Genomic DNA, 18,972 nt, shown 5'->3' on the forward strand with positions numbered 1-18,972 from the left:
ATTTGACCTTTAGGTGGTTCCTGTTTAAATGAGAGAATATGTTTCTGAAATAAAACTGTCATAGCATGTTCATGTGTAATACTATAAATTTAGGGGGTAGTTTGTATTCCATCACTTCAGAAAGGGTGAAGCATGAGTCGTTTTTATCTTTCCATAGCGGCCACGGTTGCTATCATAATGTCCACAGCGGGGATGACAGAAAGTTTTGCACAGACAAAAATCAGCTTTTGGCATTCTATGAGTGGTGAATTAGGAAAGCAAACTGAAAGTCTCATTAACGATTTTAATGCAAGTCAATCTGAGTATAAAGTTGTTTCTTCATTTCGCGGTGAATATGAAGAGGGATTGATTTCACTCATTGCAGCATTTCGTGGAAAGAAACAGCCAGTACTTGCTCAAATTTATGACGTTGGTACTGGAACTATGATGGCTGCAAAAGGCGCAATCTACCCATTTTATCAACTTATGGCTGATACAAAACAAGAATTTGATCCTACAGATTATTTCCCTGTTATTAGTGGTTATTACTCCGATGAACAGGGACGTATCGTCTCTATGCCATTTAATATTTCAACACCCATCCTTTATTATAACAAAGATATCTTTAAAAAAGCAGGGCTTGATCCAGAACAGCCTCCTAGAACGTGGCAAGATATAGAAAACTTTTCCAAGAAAATTCTTGAGACTAAAGCGGCAAATTGTGGTTTTACAATGGCTTATGCCGCTCAATGGATTGGTATAGAAAATTTTTCAGCGTTGCATAATGTTCCTTTTGGAACGAAGGAAAATGGCTTTAAAGGACTTGATTCAGAACTTACATTTAATGGACCTTTACAAGTGCGTATGTGGGCTGACCTGAAAAAGTGGTCTGATCAAGGTATTTTCCGTTATGGTGGTCCAGCAGGTGCATTAGATTCAACACCAATGTTTATGGCACAAAATTGTGCAATTTTTATGCAATCTTCAGGATCACATGCTGGGATTGTTTCTGAAGCTCAGTTTAATGTGGGGGTTGGTATGCTACCGTACTATAAGGATACAGAAGGAGCACCACAAAATTCAGTTATTGGGGGAGCTTCTATTTGGGCGTTTAAGGGCCATACTCCAAAGGAATATGCAGGGGCAGCCGCTTTTCTTAAATTTCTTTCAAAAACAGAAAATCAAGCAAAGTGGCATCAGGAAACAGGTTATCTCCCAACCACAAAAGCGACTTATGAATTGAGCAAAAAACAACATTTCTATGAAAAAACGCCAGGTGCGGATATAGCTATCAAACAGATTAATCTTAATCCACCAACAGTTAACTCAAAAGGGATAAGATTTGGTAATTTACCACAAATTCGTGCCATTCTTGATCAAGAGTTGGAAGCTGTTCTTAGTGGTTCAAAAACGCCGAAAGATGGTTTAGATGAGACCGTTGAACGTGGAAATAAACTCTTGCGTGAATTTGAAAGATCTAATCATTAATTTCGTTTTATTGTTAAACATTAAAGACTCAACAAAAACGGTTGAGTCCTTTTTGTTTACTTTTTTAAAGTCTCTACATTTAAAGAGCCCTACGAATGCAAGAAAAACATGCATATTTTAAAAATAGTCTACTTTCTTACGGACTGCTTTTTCCTCAGCTTCTTGTGACTTTTTTGTTTTTCTTTTGGCCTGCTGCTCAAGCAATAAAATCATCTTTTGAGCGTGAAGACCCTTTTGGCTTTACAACAACCTTTATTGGTTTTGAGAATTATCTAACCGTTCTTTCTGATCCTACATATCGGCAATCGCTTCTTACAACCGCAGTATTTTCCATCTCAGTTACTGTCGCTTCAATGACAATATCACTTCTCTTAGCTGTCTGTGTTGATCGTGTCATCCGTGCAAAAAAGGCTTATACAATGCTTTTGCTCTGGCCCTATGCTGTTGCTCCAGTATTGGCAGGTATATTGTGGCTGTTTATCTTTCATCCCACCATCGGAATTATCCCTTTTTTTCTCGAGAAAATAGGGGTGCTATGGAATTATCGTATTAATGGCACTCAAGCAATGATTCTTATTGTCATTGCGGCTAGTTGGAAACAAATTTCTTACAATTTTCTCTTTTTTCTTACAGGTCTTCAGTCTGTTCCGCGTTCTCAAATAGAAGCAGCCGCCATTGATGGTGCTGGTCCATTTAAACGATTTTGGACAGTGGTTTTCCCGCAAATTTCACCAACGACGTTTTTCCTTCTTATTGTCAATGTCAATTATGTTATGTTTGATACTTTTGGTATTATTGATAATACAACTTCTGGAGGTCCTGCGCGTGAAACGAGCATCCTCGTCTATAAAGTATATGACGATGGCTTTAGAAATCAAATAATCGGTGCATCAGCAGCACAATCAACAATATTGATGTTGATGGTTATTGTCTTAACGTTTATCCAGTTTCGCTGGATTGAGCGCCGTGTACAATATTAGGAAACAAATTATGGTTGAAAATCGCCCTGTTTTGAAATTTCTAACCCATATTACTCTTATTGTTGGTATTATCATTATTTGCTTTCCAGTTTATGTTGCTATCATTGCATCAACTCATAGTTCAGCAGCATTTAACTCAGGAACACTTCCTCTTTTGCCTGGGAAATATGCTCTGGAAAATTATAAAACAATCTTTGGTGATGGCCTTGCACAGCTGGGTTTGCCCAACCTCTGGCCACTCTTAATGAATTCATTCATTATGGCTCTTGGGATTAGCGTTGGAAAAATTATTATTTCACTTTTGTCTGCTTATGCAATTATTTACATGCGCTTTCCCTTCCGAAAAACTGCTTTTGTTCTTATTTTTGTTACATTGATGCTCCCTGTCGAAGTTCGTATTCTTCCAACCTATGAGATTGTTGCGAAATTGGGGATGGTTAACACCTATAGTGGAATGATTATTCCACTTATTGCATCTGCAACCGCTACATTTTTATTTCGCCAGTTTTTTTTGACTGTTCCAGATGAACTCTTAGAGGCGGCACGTGTTGATGGTGCAGGTCCAGTTAAATTTTTTAAGGATATTCTTCTTCCTCTTAGTAAAAGCAATATCGCTGCTTTATTTATCATTATGTTCATTTATGGATGGATACAATATCTCTGGCCTCTTATCATCACAACGGATCAAAATCATCAAACGATCCTTATTATTTTAAAACAGCTTATTGTCGAATCACTTCAACATGATCCTCAATGGAATATACTCATGGCAGTATCGGTTGTTGCCATGGTTCCCCCTGTTCTTGTTGTTATCTTCATGCAGCGGCTTTTTATCAAAGGCCTTATTGAAACGGAGAAGTAATTGTGGCCATAATCCAGTTATCAAATATAAAAAAACAGTATGACAACGGCATTCTGGTCATTGATGATTTAAATTTAACTGTTGCCGATAAAGAACTTCTTGTTCTTGTCGGTCCTTCAGGGTGCGGAAAATCGACCTTATTACGTATTATAGCAGGACTTGAACAAGTTACTTCAGGTGAATTATGCATTGATAACGAATGTATCAATGATCGTGAACCAGCTGATCGTGATATCGCTATGGTTTTTCAAAATTATGCCCTTTATCCCCATATGACAGTTCGTGGAAACTTAGAATATGGTCTTAAAAATCGTAAAACTCCTAAAGAAGAAATTAAAAAACGTATCGCACATGCTGCAAAGCTTTTGGAGATAGAACCATTTCTTGATCGTAAACCACGACAATTATCAGGAGGACAACGTCAGCGTGTTGCAATGGGGCGTGTGATTGTACGTCAACCCCGTGTTTTTCTCTTTGATGAACCTCTTTCAAATCTTGATGCAAAATTACGGGCGCAAATGTGTATTGAAATAAAAACACTACAGCGTTCATTAGGAACAACGAGCCTCTATGTTACCCATGATCAACTAGAAGCTATGACATTAGCTGATAGAATAGTCGTTTTGAATAAAGGAGCTATCGAGCAAATTGGAACACCAATGGAAATTTACGATACTCCAGCAACAACATTTGTTGCTGATTTTATTGGTTCTCCTCCTATGAATTTTCTTGATCGCCATGTCTTAGAACAACATTTAGGGCATTCATTTTCTTATGGCGAAGAAACTGATCTTTTGGCATTCAGACCTGAAATAATCTTATTGGGACAACATCCAGATAAAGGGCCTGTCTTTCACACAAAAATTGAGCTTATCAAGCTTATTGGAACAGGTTGCCATATTTTAACGCGTTGGAATGGTATCATCTTTACGATTGAAATAAAAGAACGCTTGACACAAGACTATGGTCAAAAACTAAGTTTCACAGTTGCTCATCAGAATTTTCATACTTTTAATAAAAACACAGGAAAGCGCACAAATAATAAGTAAGCATTACTTGATGTGACACGACTCTCTTTTATGCTGCGTCATGATAATGTTGTGTTTTGACTTTCTCGATTACATTTACAAACTCAGGTTGTAACCGATGGGATTAAAAACAAAATTTTAACAGTTTTAGTAATGATCCATTGTCCCATGGCGCTGAGAATGTCAAAACATTTATATGAAGAAATTTTGCATTTTCACGGTCTGTAAGAAGAATATAATTTTCAAACATCATTTTCATTATAAAAAAATATCAATATAGAATAAATCTTTATTAACCATATTTTTACTCATTTATAATTTTGTTATAAAAAAAACATATTATAATATGTTTCTTGATGTAATAATTTATGTGTATTATAAAAGTAAATGAGAGAAATAGAGAGAAAAAATGAGTCACAGATAAGGGAGGATGCGCCCCATATCTTGGCTTTGACCCCTAACATAAGAAGTCTACTTGATCCACAAAATACGACGCTGTTTTAAATAGTCTGTACGAAAATAGGCGCATTCTATTTTACCGCTGGCCATATGATCTAAAATGGTTTCAGAGCTCCTATAAGAAGCATTTGTTTTTTCTACCAATCACATAAATTAGAGAGAAACCTATGCGCGCATGCTGCAAGTTTATTTTTTTCTCATGTAAATCACTATGCAATTCTCAGCGAGGGTATCTGATAAGTTGCAAAAAAATCACTGAGAGATAGAAGGCGTGCTTGTTTTAGAATTTTCATTACTTTTAACGATAAAAGCAGATGAAACACATCTGTAACATCTCATCGATCTTTTCTATATTCTTGAGTTAAAAATTGCCTATAGATCATCCTCAAACAGATCTTTATGAATATAGCATAAGGGATCGATGCAAGCACCTATAAGAATCAGCAGAGACCAAGACAGTTATATTATTGTTTTACAAAGCATTTTATAAAAGCTGGTATATTTTTTCAATATATTACCAGTCTATTAATGGTTTTATGATATTACTTTCTTATAAAGCGCGTGCTTTTTTGTTGCTTATAAATCAACCTAAACTTTATACAGCAGTATGTTTGAGACAAATATGAAGACGGTTCAGTGCTGTATTCAGTTTTGTATGCCAGAGTAGAATAAGCTTATCTGCTTGTGTAATTTTTAAAATGAGGAGACAGCTTAATTTAGGGGGGGAATATGAAAGCATCAAGATAAAAAATAGATTCTGTCTTTAGCATCATCTTTTAATTTAGTATTGCAATTTTCAAAAACATCTGAGCCAGTGTCTCTTACATAATGGCGATTAAGCATTGCCGAACACATTTTTTACGTTCTTTGAATAGAATTGCATCTCTCATACAAAACAGAATACCTAAACAGAAGGCTATTGGGTTGCCAATTTACGCACTTTTTTTAAAAAATATCTTGCAAGGTTGTTCCAACTATTTATTCACGCAGTCGTTTATAAGTAGTATAACATAAAATCCATTGTGTATCGCCATCTTTATGCTTATAAAAATGCAAGCTGGGGCCATCATCATACTCTCTTTCAGTCTCCAACATTGCAACAATTATTGTGTTGAGACTCTTCATAAGAGGCATTTTTTCTTCAAGTGGTTTTTATTCATACACTAATTCTACTTGCATGTTATAAATGAAGTTGGATAGATAAAAATACTTTAAGAAAAAGACACCAAATTCTTCTTATGAATCGTTTCAAGTGTCGAGAGTTATTGTAAAAGAAGCATTGAAAAATAGAATGCTACTCTACTGCTGACAGTTTGGGCACCATGAGGCAATAAATCCACTTACTTTATCTATCTTAGAATCTATAGAGTATAAATTTCTCTGTAAAAGTAACTTTATTTCATATCAATGTTATCAATTATAGCTGTTGGAGCATCATTAGTAACATAATCATAGACCTACGATTTTATGAACTCTTTTTTATCTCTTTTATAGAAGATCTTAATGTTTTGTGATAGCATCAATGATGGTATTCACATTGTGTTCCATCATATCGAGATAAGTTGCTGCAGGGCCATTTTTGTTTGACAATGCATCAGAATAAAGTGTTCCACCAATTGTTAAACCTGTTTCTTTTGCAATCTGTTTTATGAGACGGGGATTAGAGATATTTTCAACGAATAGGGCAGTTGCTTTATTCGCTTTAATTTGTTTTATAAGTTTAGCAACATCGGCTGCGGTTGCTTCAGTTTCTGTTGAAGCACTTTGAGGGGCAAGGATAGTAAAACCATATTCCTTGGCAAAATAGCCAAAGGCATCATGAGATGTGATAATGATACGTTTATCTTTAGGAATGGTAGCAATTTTTGTTTTCAGGGTATCTTGTGCTATTTTAAGTTTTTGGATGTAGGTTTCGGCATTTTTTTTGTAGCTGGTGCAGGATTGTGGATCGATTTTACAAAAAGCAGCAGCGATATTTTTCACATAGATTTTGACATTGGGAATTGTTTGCCAAGCGTGTGGATCAATAACGCTATGGTGGTGATGGGCATTATGTTCTTGATTTTTCATTTTGAGAGAGGGAATGTTAGCGCTAACTTCGACAAGAAGTGCTTTTGTACCGCTTGCTGTAATGAGGCGATCAATGAATCCTTCTAAATGAAGCCCGTTGATGAAAATAATTTGAGCATTTCTAAGCGCTTGAGCATCATGGGGGGTAGGTTCATAAGTGTGGGTATTCGCATTTGGACCTACAAAAGTAGTCATAGAGATATGGTGGTCTCCTACATTTTTTACGAGATCTGCGAGAATAGAAAAGCTCGCAACAACTTTGATTTTATTGTGTGCAGAAGCAGAAAATGGAGAAAGGGCAAGCAATAAGGCTCCAAGAATAACAAATTTTTGAGCAAACTTAGGCACATTTTTTTCCTTAAAGTGAGGAGGTATAAAAGAGGTGGGGAAACCATGTTACAATAAAGCCACGTGGACTTATCAAACAGGAAACGAGATAAATAAATCCTGCGGCAATGATGATAGCAGGGCCGGAGGGAAGTGAAAGATGAAAAGAAAGCAGGAGACCACATACGCTAGAAATGATTCCAAAAAGAGTGGAAAGCGCGCAAATAGGGACTAGCCGTGAAAACCAAAAACGGGCTGTAATGGCTGGAATCATCATAATACCAACGGAAAGTAATGTTCCTAGTGATTGAAAGCCTCCAACCAGATTCAACACCACAAGTCCAAGCAATGAAATATGAATATATTTACTCAATGGAGAGAGTGATTTAAAAAAGAGGGGGTCAAAGCTTTCTAAAACGAGTGCACGCCAAAAAATACAAAGGCTGCATAGTGTAATCAGCATTATAGTAGCGATTAACCAAAGGGCTTGTGCATCAAGTGCAAGAACCGATCCGAATAAGAGATGAAGCAGCTCAATTGTTGAGTCTTTCAGTGAGATAATAATAACACCTGCCGCGAGTGCAATAAGATAAAAGACGGTCATGGATGCATCTTCTTTCTGAAAGCTGTTTCGTGAAATCAAAATGGTTGCTAAAGCAACAATAAGACCAGCGAAGATGCCACCAAGTGTCATAGATATGAGGGAAAAACCACAAATCAGAAAAGCAGTTGCAACACCAGGAAGAATGGCATGAGAAATAGCATCTCCTGTCAAGCTCATTCCACGGAGCATCAAAAACACACCAACAGGACAAGCGCTAATAGACAGAAAAATAGAACCGATAAGGGCGTTTTGCATAAATTGGAAATCAACAAAGGGGGCAAGAAAAAATGCATACACGTCTTATACCTAAGTAAGAAAGAGAGGATCATTGATGGGAAGATTTTGTTTTTGTGCGCTAATAGGGAAAGAATTGGATGTGAGAGGTGGCATAACGTGATGAATGGTGTTGTTTAAAAACTGTGTTGTTTCTCCATAAAAGGCGTTTTGTTGATCAATTTGAATCATTTGGGGGAAAAATTCTTGCACGATGAGAGGATTATGGAGTGCTGTGAGAATTGTGCGTCCTTGCTGTTGCCAGTATGTGATCAGTGCAAGAAGGTCTTTTTGGGTATTATGATCTACACCATTGAAAGGTTCATCAAGTAAAATAATATTGGCATCTTGTATAATGATACGTGCAAAAAGAGCGCGTTGCAATTGCCCGCCTGATAATGTTTCAAGCGAACGGGGTGCGAGTTCTGTAAGCCCAACCATTTTAAGAGCATTTTGAATCTTAGAATCATAAGGGCGCTGATTCTTCCATAATCCACAAAAAGACCACAGTCCTGTTTTTACAAGCGTTTTCACATCAATTGGAAATGTTTGATCTATATTACATTGCTGAGCAAGATAAGCAATGCAGCTTTTTTTTGGTTTTGTAATTTTTCCTTTAAGAGGTTTAATCAATCCGGCGATAGCTTTTAGCAGTGTCGATTTTCCAGCGCCATTATCACCTGTTATTGCAACCAATGAACCAGCTTTTAATTTTGCTGAAAAGTTCTTTATTGCTATTCTATTCCTATAGCCTAATGTTGTCTTATTGAAGTGCAGATCCATATTTTTTACCATCGTTGCTTATTATTTTGGAAACTATGTAATAATATAACGTTTGTCAACAAAATGTTATATTATTACATAGTTTTGAGTACTGAAAATTTTAGTGGGAAGATCGTGGAAAATTAAAAATAATAATTGAATTCACCTTGACGAAAGAGAGAGAGTATATACTATATATAGTATCAAAATGATTGGTGATTCTAAATAAGCACAAGAGAGGGTGTTAGTGTGTTTCGTTTGGTATCTAAGTTATTTCCATTATTGTAAAGAGTTTATTGGCCAAAGGTATAGCAGTATTTTTACTGAAGGGTCTCTTTTGGAGGGATTTCCTTTCGTTTTTGTAATTGATTTTTGCCGTAAAAGAGCAAACAGAGCTCTTGAAAAACGGTAGTTTAGAACGTTAGTTTTTTAGACAGCAGGAGGGAATTGTAATGCAAGCAAAAGATTGTTTTATAACTAGGGGGCTTTGCCATTTAAGTTGTAGAATAATCGCTTATTCTCATCATAGTTTTTGAAGTTATTTGATGAGGAATTCTGTTATGTTCAGGAAGCTGTGTATTATTTGAAAATAATCACATGTTTTGCGTACAATTTCTGTTTTTTGTTATTCTTGAGTACCTATAAAATTATTAGATTGACCTTTCAGGGTTGATTGTTTGGAATTGTGAAAGTTGAAGAAAATGTCGATCACTATTTATAGCAAACCATCTTGTGTCCAATGTGATGCTACACGCCGCGCTTTTGATGCAAAAGGCATTCATTATCGTGTTGTTGATATTTCCTGTGATGAACAAGCATACAGTTTTGTTCAATCTCTGGGGTATCGTCAGGTTCCTGTCGTTGTTTGTGGTGAAAATCATTGGTCTGGTTTTAGACCAGATATGATTAGTGGTCTTTGTGCTTAATGGGGCTTATTGTTTATTATTCGAGTGCAACGGGTAATACAGAACATTTTGTCTCGCAGCTTGGTCAACGACTCTTCAAAATTGATAAAAGAAAGCCTTCTGCATTGGTTGGTGAACCTTATGTATTGGTTGTTCCTACATATGCAGATGGTGAAGGAAGAGGGGCCGTGCCGAAAGCCGTTGTCCAGTTTCTTAATGAAGCTGAGAACCGAAAATTAATTTGTGGTGTTATTGGCGGTGGGAATCGTAATTTTGGTCGCTATTATAATTTAGCAAGTAAAATTATTGCTGAAAAATGTTGTGTACCTTGCCTTTATCGTTTTGAGCTGCGTGGAACTGATGAAGACGTTATTTATGTAAAAAAGGGATTGGAAAGATTTTGGAAACAATTGGTATAGGACAATCGCAGAAATCGGATCAGATTACTGATTATCATGCGTTGAATGCAATGCTTAATCTTTATGATGAAAATGGTCATATTCAATTTGATATGGATCGGCTTGCTGCGAGGCAATATTTTCTTCAGCATGTTAATCAAAATACAGTTTTTTTTCATAACCTGAAGGAAAAAATAGATTACTTAATAGAAGAAGGTTATTATGAAAAAGCTTTATTTGAGCTTTATGATTTTTCTTTTATTAAAAAGCTTTTTAAACGTGCTTATGCATTTAAGTTTCGTTTTCCTACCTTTTTAGGCGCATTTAAGTATTATACCAGCTATACACTGAAGACTTTTGATGGGAAACGTTATCTTGAACGTTATGAAGATCGCGTCTGTCTTGTAGCTTTATATTTGGCACAAGGGAATAAAGCTCTTGCTGAAAGTTTTGTGGATGAAATTATTACAGGACGTTTTCAACCGGCAACACCGACATTTTTAAATGCTGGGAAAAAACAACGAGGTGAATTGGTTTCGTGTTTTTTGCTACGTGTTGAAGATAATATGGAATCGATAGGTCGTTCGGTTAATTCGGCTTTGCAGCTTTCAAAACGTGGTGGAGGTGTAGCGCTTTGTTTAACGAATTTGCGGGAAGCAGGGGCGCCAATTAAGCAAATAGAAAATCAGTCCTCAGGTGTTTTACCGGTGATGAAACTCTTGGAAGATTCTTTTTCTTATGCCAATCAGCTTGGGGCACGACAGGGGGCTGGAGCTGTTTATTTGCATGCTCATCATTTAGATATTATGAAGTTTTTGGATACAAAGCGTGAAAATGCTGATGAAAAAGTTAGAATCAAAACGCTTTCGCTTGGTGTCGTTATTCCTGATATTACTTTTGAGCTTGCACGGAATAATGAGGATATGTATCTCTTCTCATCGTATGACATCGAGCGTGTGACAGGTAAGCCCTTTAGCGATATTTCTTTAACGGAGCATTATCGTTCTTTTGTTGATAATGCAAAGATTCGTAAAAAGAAAATAAGTGCACGCGTTTTTTTCCAGACATTAGCGGAAATTCAATTTGAGTCCGGTTATCCCTATATTTTATTTGAGGATACTGCTAATCGATCGAATCCGATAGCTGGGCGCATAAGTATGAGCAATTTATGTTCAGAAATTTTGCAGGTGAGTGAGGCGAGTGAACTGGAGACAGATTTAACTTATCGCACGATTGGAAGTGATATATCCTGTAATCTTGGATCCATGAATATTGCCAAAGCAATGGAAAGTCCTGATTTTGGACAGACCGTGGAATCTGCTGTTCGTGCTCTTACTGCTGTTTCGGATATGAGCAATATTGCTTGTGTGCCTTCCATTGCGAAAGGCAATGCTGAAAGTCATGCGATTGGTTTGGGACAAATGAATTTGCATGGGTTTCTAGCGCGTGAGCAGATCTATTATGGGTCTCCAGAAGCGATTGATTTTACCAATATCTATTTTTATATTGTGACATATCACGCCATACGGGCTTCCAATTTAATTGCGCACGAACGTCAAGAAATGTTTGCAGGGTTTGAAAAATCAGCTTATGCAGATGGACGTTTTTTCGAAAAATATATTGAAAAAGAATGGAAACCGCAATTTCCGCTTGTGCAAGAGCTTTTTGCACGGAATAATATTGTTATTCCAGATCAAAAGGATTGGCAGGAACTCAAAAAATTAGTTATTGAGTATGGGCTTTATAACCGCAATTTGCAGGCAGTTCCACCTACGGGATCTATTTCCTATATTAATCATGCCACTTCTTCCATTCATCCAATTGCTTCAAAAATTGAAATTCGCAAAGAGGGAAAAATTGGGCGCGTTTATTATCCCGCTCCTTATATGGATAATACGAATTTGAATTTTTACCAAGATGCTTATGAGATTGGTCCTGAAAAAATTATAGATACCTATGCTGCTGCAACACAGCATGTTGATCAAGGTCTTTCATTAACATTATTTTTTCCTGATACAGCGACCACACGTGATATTAACCGCGCACAAATTTATGCTTGGAAAAAGGGAATCAAGAGTATTTACTATGTACGATTACGGCAAGTAGCATTAAGTGGAACAGAAGTTGATGGCTGTGTTTCGTGCAGTTTATAGGAGATCATCATATGACAAAGATTACAACCAAAAATCCTGTTGTGTGCGCTGTTAATTGGAATAGATTACATGATGAGAAAGATCTTGAAGTATGGAACCGCTTAACTGGGAATTTTTGGTTACCTGAGAAGGTTCCACTTTCCAATGACATTCCCTCATGGTCAAGCTTAACGGATGAAGAACGCAAGCTAACAATTCGTGTTTTTACAGGACTAACGCTTCTCGATACAATTCAAAACACTGTAGGAGCCATTTCGCTTCTGGCTGATACGATAACAGAGCATGAGGAGGCAGTTTTGACGAATATTGCCTTTATGGAAGCTGTTCATGCACGTTCTTATTCCTCTATTTTTTCAACCCTTTGTTCGACGGTAGAAGTTGATGATGCGTTTAGATGGTCAGAAGAAAATATTCATTTGCAGAAAAAGGCTAGATTAGTACTTGAGCGTTATGAAGCAAATGATCCACTTAAGAAAAAAATTGCTTCGACTTTGCTGGAAAGCTTTTTATTTTATTCTGGTTTTTATTTGCCCATGTATTGGGCCAGTCGCGCTAAGTTGACCAATACAGCAGATCTCATTCGATTAATTATTCGTGATGAAGCAGTCCATGGTTATTATATAGGTTATAAATTCCAATTGGGCTTTGCAAAGCTTGATGAAGCCAAAAAGAAAGAAATTAAAGATTTTGCTTTTAACCTGCTCTTTGACCTTTATAATATCGAGTGCAAATATACTGAAGATCTTTATGATGCACTTGGATTGACAGAAGATGTTAAAATTTTTCTTCATTATAATGCTAACAAGGCTTTAATGAATTTAGGTTTTGAAGCTCTTTTCCCCCCTGAGGTTTGTCGTGTTAATCCCGCTATTTTGGCAGCTTTATCACCAAACTCTGACGAAAATCATGACTTTTTTTCAGGGGCAGGTTCTTCTTATGTCATTGGCAAGGCGGTTGCTACTACGGATGATGATTGGGAATTTTAATGTTTGCATGCAAATAGAAGTGCGCGGGGTATCCCACTTAGATCTTTGCGCACTTCTAAACATTGAAAACCATTTTTTTCAAACAAATTGCAGGCTTCATTTTCTTGAGAGAAACCAATTTCAACAGCGACATAGCCGTTTTCTTTTAAGTAATTGGCTGCTTCATGGGCGAGTTTTCGATAAAAATCAAGTCCATCTTCCCCTCCTATCAGAGCGCGCAATGGGTCATGTAAGCGCACTTCTTTTGCAAGTTTTTTGATATCTTTTGCGGGAATATAAGGTGGATTGGAAACAATAAAATCAAAGCGATCTGTGACAGAATCAAACCAGTCGCTAAGAAGAGGTGTGAAGCGGTGTGCTACTTCAGCATTTTTTGCATTTTTTTTCGCTGTTTTAAGGGCATCTTCAGAAATATCGACTGCCACCGCATAGGATTGGGGAATTTGTTTAAGGAGTGCAATAGCAATGGCGCCACTTCCTGTTCCCATATCAAGGAATGTTGTTCTTCTCGAATTTTCGACCTGTTTTTGGAGAAAAGGGAGAACAAGATCTATCAGCGTTTCTGTATCAGGACGAGGTTCTAACGTCTCTTGAGACAATGTAAAAGATATACCATAAAATTCTCGTGCTCCTATAATACGGTAAACGGGTTCGCCTGCAATACGCCGTTGTAAAGCCTGTTCTATTTGTATAATATGCTCAGAAGATAGATGCATATCTGGTTTAGAAATTCTTTCAGCAGCATTTATTCCTGTTATCCATTCAACGAGTATTTTCGCATCGAGATCGGCTTCAGCAATCCCTTTCGTGCGCAATTTTTCTTGCATTTGTTGGATAACATTCTTGAAAGAATATTTGCTCAATTATTATCCATTTCCATCAGCAGTGTTGTTTGATGATCTGAGATGAGTGCATGAAGAAGTTCATCAAGATCTCCCTCTAGAATGCGATCAAGCTTATACAAGGTTAGATTAATACGGTGATCCGTGACACGTCCTTGTGGAAAATTATAGGTACGAATACGTTCTGAGCGATCACCAGAACCAACTTGGCTTTTACGAGAAGCTGAACGTTCACTTTCCGCTTTTTGTCGTTCGATATCGAATAAGCGTGCCCGTAAAATTTGAAGGGCTCGTGCTCGGTTCTGATGTTGTGATTTTTCTGCTTGTACGACCATAATTCCTGTTGGAATATGCGTGATACGAACAGCTGAATCCGTTGTATTAACATGCTGTCCTCCTGCTCCGGATGCACGCATTGTGTCGATACGAATATCTTCAGGACGAATATCAATATCAATATCTTCAGCTTCTGGAAGCACAGCAACGGTAGCAGCAGATGTATGGATACGCCCACCTGTCTCTGTTTCAGGGATGCGTTGCACACGATGAACCCCTGATTCATATTTCAATTTAGAAAAGACACCTTTTCCTGAAATGGTAGCAATAATCTCTTTATATCCGCCAACTTCCCCCTCACTAAGTGAAATAACTTCTACTTTCCAATTGTGAGCATGGGCATAACGTTCATACATGCGGAAAAGATCACCGGAAAAAAGTGCTGCTTCTGAGCCACCCGTTCCTGCTCGAATTTCAACAATAGCGTTTTTTTCATCAGCAACATCTTTAGGCAATAACAGAATTTGGAGTTCTTTTTCAAATTGCTCCACTTTTTTATATAACGATGGTAGCTCTTCTTGAGCAAGATTACGCATCTCTATATCTGTTTGTTTATCGTTGATAATCGTTTCTAATTCTGTAATCTCTTCATAAAGAGCATTTAATGCGCGTATAGAGGTAATAACGGGTTGTAGTTCTGCATATTCAGAAGCTAATTTGACATATGTTTCAGCATTTGGATTCGTCGTCATTTGGCTTTCAATTATTTCAAAGCGTTTTTCAAGCTGTCTCATACGATCTTGTGGCAAAGAAACCATGATAATATTGGCCTAATTTTTCATAATACAATTTTTATAATATTTTGTTGCAATGATTTTTTGTTATAATATTGGCAATGAATTACCGTATAGCATCATACAAAGAGGGGTAATAAAGCAATTCTTTTTTTTGCCAATGAAAACTATTATATTTTAAAGGTAAATTTTTATAAAATTTGATTTGCCTGAGGTATTTTATCTAATGATATATGATTACTTTTTTAAGAGTTTTTTTTTCCGTAAAGTTCAAGGCGGTGATGAATAATATCATAGCCAAGGGATTTTGCAATTTCCTCTTGCAGCTTTTCAATAACGTCAGAATGAAACTCGATAACTTGTCCTGTTTCTATATCAATGAGATGATCATGATGTTGCCTATCTGCTTGCTCAAAACGAGATGGACCACCACTAAAGCTATGGCGATGAATTGTTCCATTTCCTTCTAATATTTTCATGGTTCGATAAACAGTTGAGAGTGAAATATTCGAATCTATTTTGTTTGCACGCTGAAAAATTTCAAATGCATTAGGATGATCATTTGTATCAGTCAAAATATCAAGAATAACTCGTCGTTGACGTGTTACTCTTAAACCAGCTGTGCGCAATTCTTGCTCATAATTTCGCTTTTTATTCATTTGCATAATTTGCTTTTCAAACAAAGGCTCCATGACAGTGTTTGTATTTTTTTTCTGAACCGCAAGGACAACGCTCATTACGTCCAACTTTTCCCCATGTGGTTATATCGTTAGGGTCACGATCTTGTGGATTAACAAATCTATTTTCTTGTGATCGTGCCCATAAGGTGGGAGCATTTTCTTGACTTTGATCATTAAAGACAGAAGAAGCAGCATCAGTTTGCTCAGGCATGGTCGGTTCTGTGGGGTGTTGAATGATTTCAAAGCGCATAAGCTTAGAAGTGACAATTCGGCGCAAATTTTTCAACATACTTTGAAAGAGTTCAAATGATTCTGTCTTATATTCATTGAGCGGATCCCGCTGCGCATAACCACGAAACCCAACAACAGAACGCAAATGGTCTAAACTCATCAGATGTTCACGCCATAACGTGTCAATAGTTTCGAGCAATACTGCTTTGTGAAAATAAGCCATAACTTCTGGAGAATATCGTTCAGTACGCTCATTTTCAAGTTTTGTAACAGCATCTGATACACGCTCTAGAATTTGCTCCTCGGCAATTCCATCTTCTTTTGCCCATTCTTCCACTGGAAGCTCAAGATTAAAGAGTTGTTGAAGCTCTTCTTCGAGAGTTTTTGCATCCCATTTTTCAGAATATGTCCCTGATGGAATATAAGCTTCTACGAGATCCTCTACGACTTCATTGCGCATTTCAAGGATCATTTCTGATAAATCATCTGCGTTCATAACCTCCATACGCTGTTCAAAAATAACCTTGCGTTGATCATTCATTACATCATCATATTTTAGCAGATTTTTACGAATTTCAAAGTTTCGTGCTTCGACCTTTTTTTGCGCTTTTTCAAGGGCTTTATTAATCCATGGATGGATAATAGCTTCATTTTCTTTCAATCCAAGTTTTTGCAGCATACTATCCATACGGTTAGAGCCAAAGATACGCATAAGATCATCTTGAAGAGAGAGAAAGAATTTTGAGCGACCAGGATCGCCTTGGCGACCAGAACGTCCACGAAGCTGGTTATCAATACGACGGCTTTCATGACGTTCAGTAGCGATAACGTAAAGCCCTCCAGCCGCTAAAGCTTTTTCTTTAAGCTTCTGAACATCTTTTTTTATTTCTTCAATTTTAGCTGTCCGCTCTGGACCTTCGGGGATATCCTGTAACTCTTGTCGGATGCGCATTTCAACATTACCACCAAGCTGTATATCCGTACCGCGTCCTGCCATGTTGGTTGCAATGGTGAGAGCTCTAGGAACTCCTGCTTGCGCAATGATATATGCTTCTTGTTCGTGATAGCGAGCATTTAAGACTCTAAAATCGGTAATGCCTTCTTTTCGCAAACGCTCTGCCAATTGTTCTGATTTTTCAATAGAGGTTGTTCCAACAAGAATAGGCTGTTCTTTTTCGTGTGCTTGACGGATATCACGCACAATTGCCCGATATTTCTCTTCTGCTGTTCGATAAATCTCATCATCTTCATCAATACGTTGTATTGGCAAATTGGTAGGGACTTCGACAACGTCAAGACCATAAATATTTCTGAATTCTTCGGCTTCTGTTGTTGCAGTTCCAGTCATGCCAGATAATTTTCTATACATACGGAAGTAATTTTGGAAAGTGATGGAAGCAAGTGTCTGGTTTTCTGGTTGAATAGCAACATGCTCTTTAGCTTCTAACGCTTGATGAAGTCCTTCAGAATAACGCCGCCCAGGCATCATTCGCCCTGTAAATTCGTCAATAATAACGATTTCATCATTGCGAACAATGTAATCTTTATCACGAGCAAACAGTTTATGAGCTTTTAGAGCATTATTGACATGATGAACGATAGCGACATTTTCTATGTCATAAAGACTCTCACCTTTAAGATGCCCAGCTTGTTCGAGCATTTTTTCAATTTTTTCAGTACCAACTTCGGTAAAGGTCGTTGTTTTTTGTTTTTCGTCTATTTCATAGTCTTCTGGAGTTAAGGCAGGAATAAATGTATCAATAAGGTTATAGAAGTCAGTACGATCTTCTAGAGGACCAGAAATAATAAGGGGGGTACGGGCTTCATCAATAAGAATCGAATCAACTTCATCAACAATTGCGTAATGATGTCCACGTTGGACCATTTGACTATGATCGAAGGCCATATTATCACGCAAATAATCAAAACCTAGTTCATTATTTGTGGCATAGGTAATGTCGCATGCATAGGCCTCTCGGCGGGCATCACTATCAAGATCATGAAGAATCACGCCTGTTGTAAGCCCTAGAAAACTAAAAATTTTCCCCATTGTTTCAGCATCACGACTGGCGAGATAATCGTTTACTGTCACAACATGAACGCCTTTACCTTCCAATGCATTGAGATAAATTGGTAGAGTTGCCATTAATGTTTTACCTTCACCAGTACGCATTTCAGCTATGCCACAGTCGTGAAGGACCATTCCACCAATAAGTTGCACGTCAAAAGGACGCATGTCATAAACACGTTTTGCGGCTTCACGAACAGTCGCGAAAGCTTCTGGTAAGAGCAAATTAACACTTTCACCTTCACTAAGACGTTTACGAAAGGCATCTGTTTTTTGGCAAAGCTGCTCATCACTTAATTTTACGAATTGTTCTTCCAAAGCATTAATTTGTGCAACTTTTTGGCGGAGTGCTTTGAGATGTCGCTCATGAGCTGAACCAAAAAACTTACGGGCAAAAACACCTAAACTGACCATCTCTGGCCCTTTCTTTTAATTGTTGTCACTCTTGTTGGGTAATTCATATGCTCTCCCCATACTCTACATTTCCTTCAGGTTGTCTGATATCATTGGAGACATCATGAAATGCAGATGGTACCATTATACTTGCTGGTGTGCAATTTTTCACTCTAATTGTAAAGTAGAGATAAGAGGCTAAGCGCTTTATGTCAACTTTAAGTATGCTATTTAACTGATACAATACAAAGTAATTTAAGATACAATATGTCATTTTTCTCTATTATCATGCTTTTCATCTGCATTAGATAGGATTGGAGAAACTGAGATAAAAGGATAATTTTATACTTTTTTAAAATAAATTACTAATTTATTTCTCTATGTTTAAAGATTAAAGTGTTATGTTAAAGAAAA

Annotated in this window: 15 protein-coding genes; 8 read left to right on the forward strand and 7 right to left on the reverse strand. The window is 37.1% G+C overall.

Annotation, left to right across the window (positions count from 1 at the left end; all coding sequences use genetic code 11):
- The first annotated feature begins 132 nt into the window (after window positions 1–132).
- The 4 genes from ugpB (at window position 133) to ACFIJW_RS08210 (ending at window position 4,358) form a co-directional block, all read left to right on the forward strand.
- The gene (gene ugpB / locus ACFIJW_RS08195) at window positions 133–1,467 is read left to right on the forward strand and encodes a sn-glycerol-3-phosphate ABC transporter substrate-binding protein UgpB (protein ID WP_375633933.1); all 1,335 of its coding nucleotides are present in this window, start codon (window positions 133–135) and stop codon (window positions 1,465–1,467) included.
- A gap of 95 nt (window positions 1,468–1,562) precedes the next feature.
- A complete protein-coding gene (gene ugpA / locus ACFIJW_RS08200; RefSeq protein ID WP_375633935.1) occupies window positions 1,563–2,447 on the forward strand; it encodes a sn-glycerol-3-phosphate ABC transporter permease UgpA in 885 nt (294 codons plus the stop codon).
- A gap of 10 nt (window positions 2,448–2,457) precedes the next feature.
- Window positions 2,458–3,309: a sn-glycerol-3-phosphate ABC transporter permease UgpE gene (ugpE, locus tag ACFIJW_RS08205; protein ID WP_375633937.1), complete on the forward strand. Its 852-nt coding sequence runs from the start codon at window positions 2,458–2,460 to the stop codon at window positions 3,307–3,309.
- 2 nt (window positions 3,310–3,311) lie between these two features.
- Window positions 3,312–4,358 (forward strand): sn-glycerol-3-phosphate import ATP-binding protein UgpC, encoded by a 1,047-nt coding sequence (locus ACFIJW_RS08210; protein WP_375633939.1) that lies wholly within the window; start codon window positions 3,312–3,314, stop codon window positions 4,356–4,358.
- A gap of 1,938 nt (window positions 4,359–6,296) precedes the next feature.
- On the opposite strand, the gene ACFIJW_RS08215 is transcribed toward ACFIJW_RS08210, so the two are convergent.
- From ACFIJW_RS08215 to ACFIJW_RS08225, 3 genes are read right to left on the reverse strand one after another with little or no spacing between them, the layout of a single operon-like run.
- The gene (locus ACFIJW_RS08215) at window positions 6,297–7,214 is read right to left on the reverse strand and encodes a metal ABC transporter solute-binding protein, Zn/Mn family (protein WP_375633941.1); all 918 of its coding nucleotides are present in this window, start codon (window positions 7,212–7,214) and stop codon (window positions 6,297–6,299) included.
- A gap of 10 nt (window positions 7,215–7,224) precedes the next feature.
- On the reverse strand, window positions 7,225–8,094 hold the full coding sequence (locus tag ACFIJW_RS08220; protein WP_375618061.1) for a metal ABC transporter permease: 870 nt from the start codon (window positions 8,092–8,094) through the stop codon (window positions 7,225–7,227).
- Window positions 8,095–8,103: 9 nt separating this feature from the next.
- Window positions 8,104–8,853, reverse strand: a complete 750-nt coding sequence (locus tag ACFIJW_RS08225; RefSeq protein WP_375633943.1) for an ABC transporter ATP-binding protein — start codon at window positions 8,851–8,853, stop codon at window positions 8,104–8,106.
- 680 nt (window positions 8,854–9,533) lie between these two features.
- On the opposite strand from ACFIJW_RS08225, the gene nrdH reads away from it, so the two are divergent.
- From nrdH to nrdF, 4 genes are read left to right on the forward strand one after another with little or no spacing between them, the layout of a single operon-like run.
- The gene (nrdH, locus tag ACFIJW_RS08230) at window positions 9,534–9,758 is read left to right on the forward strand and encodes a glutaredoxin-like protein NrdH (protein ID WP_005774163.1); all 225 of its coding nucleotides are present in this window, start codon (window positions 9,534–9,536) and stop codon (window positions 9,756–9,758) included.
- The gene (gene nrdI / locus ACFIJW_RS08235; protein WP_375613294.1) at window positions 9,758–10,156 is read left to right on the forward strand and encodes a class Ib ribonucleoside-diphosphate reductase assembly flavoprotein NrdI; all 399 of its coding nucleotides are present in this window, start codon (window positions 9,758–9,760) and stop codon (window positions 10,154–10,156) included. Before nrdH ends, nrdI begins: the two co-directional genes overlap by 1 nt.
- On the forward strand, window positions 10,138–12,288 hold the full coding sequence (nrdE, locus tag ACFIJW_RS08240) for a class 1b ribonucleoside-diphosphate reductase subunit alpha (protein ID WP_375633944.1): 2,151 nt from the start codon (window positions 10,138–10,140) through the stop codon (window positions 12,286–12,288). Before nrdI ends, nrdE begins: the two co-directional genes overlap by 19 nt.
- 11 nt (window positions 12,289–12,299) lie before the next feature.
- Window positions 12,300–13,274: a class 1b ribonucleoside-diphosphate reductase subunit beta gene (nrdF, locus tag ACFIJW_RS08245; RefSeq protein ID WP_375633946.1), complete on the forward strand. Its 975-nt coding sequence runs from the start codon at window positions 12,300–12,302 to the stop codon at window positions 13,272–13,274.
- Here nrdF and prmC read toward each other — a convergent pair.
- The 4 genes from prmC to secA all read right to left on the reverse strand — a co-directional run bounded on the left by prmC (window position 13,271) and on the right by secA (window position 18,579).
- Window positions 13,271–14,137: a peptide chain release factor N(5)-glutamine methyltransferase gene (gene prmC, locus ACFIJW_RS08250; protein ID WP_375618057.1), complete on the reverse strand. Its 867-nt coding sequence runs from the start codon at window positions 14,135–14,137 to the stop codon at window positions 13,271–13,273. The two genes, nrdF and prmC, sit on opposite strands and share 4 nt — an antisense overlap.
- A complete protein-coding gene (prfA, locus tag ACFIJW_RS08255) occupies window positions 14,134–15,210 on the reverse strand; it encodes a peptide chain release factor 1 (protein ID WP_375633948.1) in 1,077 nt (358 codons plus the stop codon). Before prfA ends, prmC begins: the two co-directional genes overlap by 4 nt.
- Before the next feature lie 221 nt (window positions 15,211–15,431).
- Entirely contained in the window at window positions 15,432–15,923 is a 492-nt protein-coding gene (locus tag ACFIJW_RS08260; RefSeq protein ID WP_375633950.1) for a Fur family transcriptional regulator, read from the reverse strand.
- A complete protein-coding gene (gene secA / locus ACFIJW_RS08265; protein WP_375633952.1) occupies window positions 15,862–18,579 on the reverse strand; it encodes a preprotein translocase subunit SecA in 2,718 nt (905 codons plus the stop codon). Before secA ends, ACFIJW_RS08260 begins: the two co-directional genes overlap by 62 nt.
- Window positions 18,580–18,972 lie beyond the last annotated feature (393 nt).

The sequence above is a fragment of the Bartonella sp. MM97QHHN genome, assembly GCF_042194285.1.
Lineage (GTDB): Bacteria > Pseudomonadota > Alphaproteobacteria > Rhizobiales > Rhizobiaceae > Bartonella.

Coding starts and splice junctions, on each gene's coding strand:
- ugpB (WP_375633933.1), top strand. CDS start 133: ATGAGTCGTTTTTATCTTTCCATAGCGGCCACGGTTGCTATCATAATG.
- ugpA (WP_375633935.1), top strand. CDS start 1,563: ATGCAAGAAAAACATGCATATTTTAAAAATAGTCTACTTTCTTACGGA.
- ugpE (WP_375633937.1), top strand. CDS start 2,458: ATGGTTGAAAATCGCCCTGTTTTGAAATTTCTAACCCATATTACTCTT.
- ACFIJW_RS08225 (WP_375633943.1), bottom strand. CDS start 8,853: ATGGATCTGCACTTCAATAAGACAACATTAGGCTATAGGAATAGAATA.
- nrdH (WP_005774163.1), top strand. CDS start 9,534: ATGTCGATCACTATTTATAGCAAACCATCTTGTGTCCAATGTGATGCT.
- nrdI (WP_375613294.1), top strand. CDS start 9,758: ATGGGGCTTATTGTTTATTATTCGAGTGCAACGGGTAATACAGAACAT.
- nrdF (WP_375633946.1), top strand. CDS start 12,300: ATGACAAAGATTACAACCAAAAATCCTGTTGTGTGCGCTGTTAATTGG.
- prfA (WP_375633948.1), bottom strand. CDS start 15,210: ATGGTTTCTTTGCCACAAGATCGTATGAGACAGCTTGAAAAACGCTTT.
- ACFIJW_RS08260 (WP_375633950.1), bottom strand. CDS start 15,923: ATGAGCGTTGTCCTTGCGGTTCAGAAAAAAAATACAAACACTGTCATG.
- secA (WP_375633952.1), bottom strand. CDS start 18,579: ATGGTCAGTTTAGGTGTTTTTGCCCGTAAGTTTTTTGGTTCAGCTCAT.